This window comes from Pseudolactococcus hodotermopsidis (genome assembly GCF_011170085.1).
Taxonomy (GTDB): domain Bacteria; phylum Bacillota; class Bacilli; order Lactobacillales; family Streptococcaceae; genus Pseudolactococcus; species Pseudolactococcus hodotermopsidis.
Genome location: NZ_BLLI01000104.1, coordinates 1 through 4,194, shown reverse-complemented (window position 1 = coordinate 4,194; position 4,194 = coordinate 1). Strand labels below are relative to the sequence as shown.

Here is a 4,194-nt window from a genome sequence, read left to right as displayed (position 1 = left end):
CAACTGCCATCTCATCAACCTTGACTTGCATAGCTTCGTTTGCAAGTTTAGCTTGCGGAATATAGGCACCTGTCAAGGCAAACACAGCATCATTATCTATCCAGTCATTCAACGTAGAAAAACCAATGCCATCACTACCACGAACAACAAAATAAGTATCTTTTGTCGTCCCATCTAATTTTGGTGTATCTGTAACATAGTACGAATTATAACCCGCTTCGGAATCTGTTAGTAGTCCTTTTTCTCCCGATTTATATGACCGTGTTTCATACTCTTCATAGCCTGTCTCTACTAGGTATTCTGTTCTTTGGACTTCTAAGGTTGGGTCGGGTTGGAGATAGACTTTGCCATCATTGGGTAGATTTTTCCCTCCTTGAGTAATTGAAGTATTTTTATTTTTATCTGTAACAGTTACCGTTTGAGAAAAATCATACTCCTCAGATGTTTCAGACTTTGATTTTGGAGGAAAATTATTTGGTCGATTACCAGTATAAGCGCTCTCTGCTAAATCTGCAAAGATATTATCAAAATTTGATAAATTACTCATAAATCTTTCCTCCTACTCTGAGTGGTTGTAGCATTGACATACTTTCAAAAACTATTTTACCTTTATCCATAGCAAAGCTAAGCATCCAACTTGAATCACTTAATCCATTAAAAGTACCACTAATTTCAAGATACTCTCCATCTCCTTGAGGTGTACCATTCCCTGTTATACCTGAATCAACTGACTCCCAATCAAATTGTACACTCTCAATCTTAGAGTTCTGAAACTTAACAAATTCCGTCATCTCATCTTCATGTTTCTTCAAAAATTCAACTTGACGCTGCGGTTCATTCATTTTTCTTACTCCTAATATTCCAATAATTAGCAACAAAACAACTAAGATTACCTTCTTCGATTTCTTCATGACCCTACCTACTTCCCTAGTTTTTCAGTCAATTCATCAATCTGTTTACTATAGTCATCTAAAAGTTTCTGTTTCTTAGCGCCGTCCATTTTATTATTGAGCTTAGTTGCTTGATACAAATCAGTATAGGCAAGCAAAGTCAACTGGTCATCGCCCAAGTTTTGCGCCAAATTCAACGCCGCCTCAAACTTCCCACGACCAACGTACACCCAGTAATCCAACGTGTTATTGTCAGATTTTATTGAAATATTGTTCAAAATCGCCTGCTTTTGCGCCGCTGTCAAATCTGTCAAGTTGATACTTGAAATTGCCAACACATATTTCGCCGACTTCGTTAAGTCTTTTGGCTTATATTTTTCCAAATCGGTCTGCGTTTGCGCATAATTATTGGTCATAAAACTCGTTTGCGCCTTGATAATAGCAGTTTGTTTTTGATTAACCTGTAAAAAGTGATAAAGGAAACCACTCAAAACAAGTGCAACAATAATTGCAAAAGTACCCACAAAACGATAAGTTTGAAAACCTCGTCTTGAAACCAACTGTTTCGTATGACTAATTTTTTCCTGTGTCGCCGCTAGTTCCTTTCTGACAAGCTCAAAAACTTCCTCAGTAGTTGTTGCCTTGACAAGAGTACGCAAAAACTTATCATTCAGCGCAGATGACCCCTCTAATAATTTTTCATAACTCAATTTTTGATTAAATATTGATAAAATAAGTGCTTTAACATTTTTCAAAAATAAATCAGACGATTCAACCGCTGGCGCAAGCATGTCTTCTAAGCCAGAATAAACGACAAAAAGACGTTCGCCGTCTAAATATACAGTATTTGGATGAATAAATGGAATCGCATATTTGCCCGTCAAATCAACAAGCTGACTGACCTTATCTGCTAACAAAAGTTTGTCAAGTTTTGTCTGACTATCAGCAACGTGTAGCCCAAAAGGAATTGCCGTTTTGGGTAAGTCGTAAGTGATAAGTAGTTTTTCATCTACTTCTTCAGCTTGAACATATTTTTGTATGACAGACAGAGAATCATTGTCATACTGTGTTTTCTCTAGCCAAACTTGGACTTTATTATTCTCATTGATTAATTCAATTTTTTCTTTTCCGTTAAATAATTGCACTTGTTTCTCCTAACAAAATTTCTAATCTATCGCCATTTGACAGAGCAAAATCAGAAATCAAATCAAACTGTCCCATTTCAAATGACTTCCCTTTGATAACCAATTGATAGTCACTTGGCAAGTTAAAACCATTTTCAGCCAAAGACTCCGTTACCAAAACTTTCAATCGACCAAAAGTCACTTTACTAGGCACAAGCACATCTTGCTCTTTCCCATCTAACACGAGCGTTATCTCAATCAACTTTTACCCTTTCTTAACTTCCTTTTCGTCCACCATTTACCTGTGACTATCCCGACAGATAAAAGCACAACTATGATTACAATATTCATCATCATAAACCAATTTGATTGCTTACTATCCTCTTGGTCTTTAACGATAATAACCTGTGGTTGATACTCTTGAAATAGAAGTTTTTTTACTTTATCATCATTTTTAGAATCACTTGATTTGACTGAAAAATCAACATTTTTCACATCATCAATCAACTGATTGCGTTCAGATTCAAGTTTTTCAGATTGTTCGTCTAGCTCTTGCGTGAACAAATGACCCCGAATAGGAAACTCTCCACTCCCACCTGCTTGAATCTGATTATTAGTAATCACATCCGTATTCAACTTTAAATTCCCATCGCTATCCGCAGAAGTATTTACAGGAGAAAATACCATGCCAGAAAATAGGGCAAGAAAACCTAGTATAGTCCAAGTCTTCTTGTAAAAAAAGCGCCGCATTCGGCGCCAAATCTTAGAATCCAAAGCTTTGTGCATCTTGAGCATCACGTTCTGCAACAGTATCAGCATATTTAATCAACTGTTGGTTAATGTCAGCCAATAACTCTTCAAATTTTTGAACACTTGAGTAAAGTTGCTTGTATTGTTCAATGTATGCCTCAAAAGCTGCACCTTGCCACTCATTTTGAATAAGGTCGTTCATGCTATTTACATTTTGAATCGTAGCTTCGATTTCTTCTTTTGAACGAATGTAGACTTGAGCCTGTTCTTTTAGCTCTTCTGGGGTTACGCTAATTTGTGCCATTGTGACACCTCCTGTGTTTTTTTTGTAACAAAAGAATAATATTCATAATCTGATACTCCTTAATTTTATCAAAATAAATTGTCTGTTAAATTAAATGTTCCGATTTTGAAACTTTGTTATTTAGTACATATTTTATGTTACTATTCAGCTACCTTTGAATTTCATCCAAAATTTAGATGAAAAGTGCTATTTTATAGTGAAATCGTATAAACTTCAAGGAATTACTCGTTTTTAAAATATAATATACATCTTATTATTATTTTATTCATAAAATTTTAGAGTGGCTGAAATAGTAACTTTTTATTTTATTTTATTGTTTTTTATAGTTAAAAGATAGCTTCGAGTATAGAATAAATCTTTTAAATGTGGTATAGTTCTTTAATAACGTACCGAGAAAGCGAGAACAATTGGCAGAAAAAGGAAAATCAGTAAATGCACTGATGAAACATATCAGGGGTGAACACCACATTGACAGTTATGGTTCAAGAAATAAACAAGACCTTTTAAATATGGGGTATTTTCATGCTTATAAGGCTTATAAATTTATTAGACTTGTTCCTAAACCGTACAAAAAATGTTAAACGAATGTTATGGCAGATATTTATGCAAAAACTAGCTCCCTAAATGACAGTTTATTCAAACAACTTATTGGTGTGAAGCGTTCGACATTTACTCATATGCTTGAAATTTTGAACAAAGCTTATCAAGCAGAACATCTGACTGGTGGGCGCCCACGTTGCCTGAGTTTAGAAAATCAGCTTTTGCTCACTTTACGGTATTGGCGGCATTATCCCACTCAACGCCTCATTGCTTTTGATTTTGATGTGCCTCAAGAACCATCACTTGGGTAGAAAACACGCTTCATGAAGAGGGGAGTTTTGATATTGAGGGAGTCAAAGACAAGGAGCATTGGTTTGCGATTGATGTGACAGAAAGTCCAATTCAACGTCCAAAAAAACCAACGTGACCACTATTCAGGAAAAAAACACCGACATACCTTGAAAACACAAGTTTTGCTTGATTTGACCACTCATCGTGTCGTGAGTCTTGCCTTCGCTGAGGGGCATTGTCATGATTTTAAGCTTTTCAAGGAAAGCATAGGTGGCACTCTGCCAGAAGACCTTCT

General features: G+C 35.7%; 5 protein-coding genes and 2 pseudogenes. 1 reads left to right on the top strand and 6 read right to left on the bottom strand.

What is annotated here, in order from left to right; genetic code table 11:
* The 6 genes and pseudogenes from Hs30E_RS10610 to Hs30E_RS10585 form a co-directional block, all read right to left on the bottom strand.
* Positions 1 to 547 (bottom strand): annotated as a pseudogene (locus Hs30E_RS10610) (lipase family protein); the annotation flags it as partial.
* Entirely contained in the window at positions 540 to 842 is a 303-nt protein-coding gene (locus Hs30E_RS10605; RefSeq protein WP_228462053.1) for a hypothetical protein, read from the bottom strand. The pseudogene Hs30E_RS10610 and the gene Hs30E_RS10605, both read right to left, overlap by 8 nt.
* A gap of 77 nt (positions 843 to 919) precedes the next feature.
* Positions 920 to 2,035, bottom strand: a complete 1,116-nt coding sequence (essB, locus tag Hs30E_RS10600) for a type VII secretion protein EssB (protein WP_172209903.1) — start codon at positions 2,033 to 2,035, stop codon at positions 920 to 922.
* The gene (locus Hs30E_RS10595; RefSeq protein WP_172209902.1) at positions 2,022 to 2,258 is read right to left on the bottom strand and encodes a hypothetical protein; all 237 of its coding nucleotides are present in this window, start codon (positions 2,256 to 2,258) and stop codon (positions 2,022 to 2,024) included. Before Hs30E_RS10595 ends, essB begins: the two co-directional genes overlap by 14 nt.
* A gap of 14 nt (positions 2,259 to 2,272) precedes the next feature.
* Entirely contained in the window at positions 2,273 to 2,764 is a 492-nt protein-coding gene (essA, locus tag Hs30E_RS10590; protein WP_172209901.1) for a type VII secretion protein EssA, read from the bottom strand.
* A 13-nt stretch (positions 2,765 to 2,777) separates the two neighbouring features.
* Positions 2,778 to 3,068: a WXG100 family type VII secretion target gene (locus tag Hs30E_RS10585; RefSeq protein WP_172209900.1), complete on the bottom strand. Its 291-nt coding sequence runs from the start codon at positions 3,066 to 3,068 to the stop codon at positions 2,778 to 2,780.
* A 590-nt stretch (positions 3,069 to 3,658) separates the two neighbouring features.
* Between Hs30E_RS10585 and Hs30E_RS11335 the strand changes: the two are divergent.
* Positions 3,659 to 4,194: pseudogene (locus tag Hs30E_RS11335) on the top strand (transposase family protein); the annotation flags it as partial.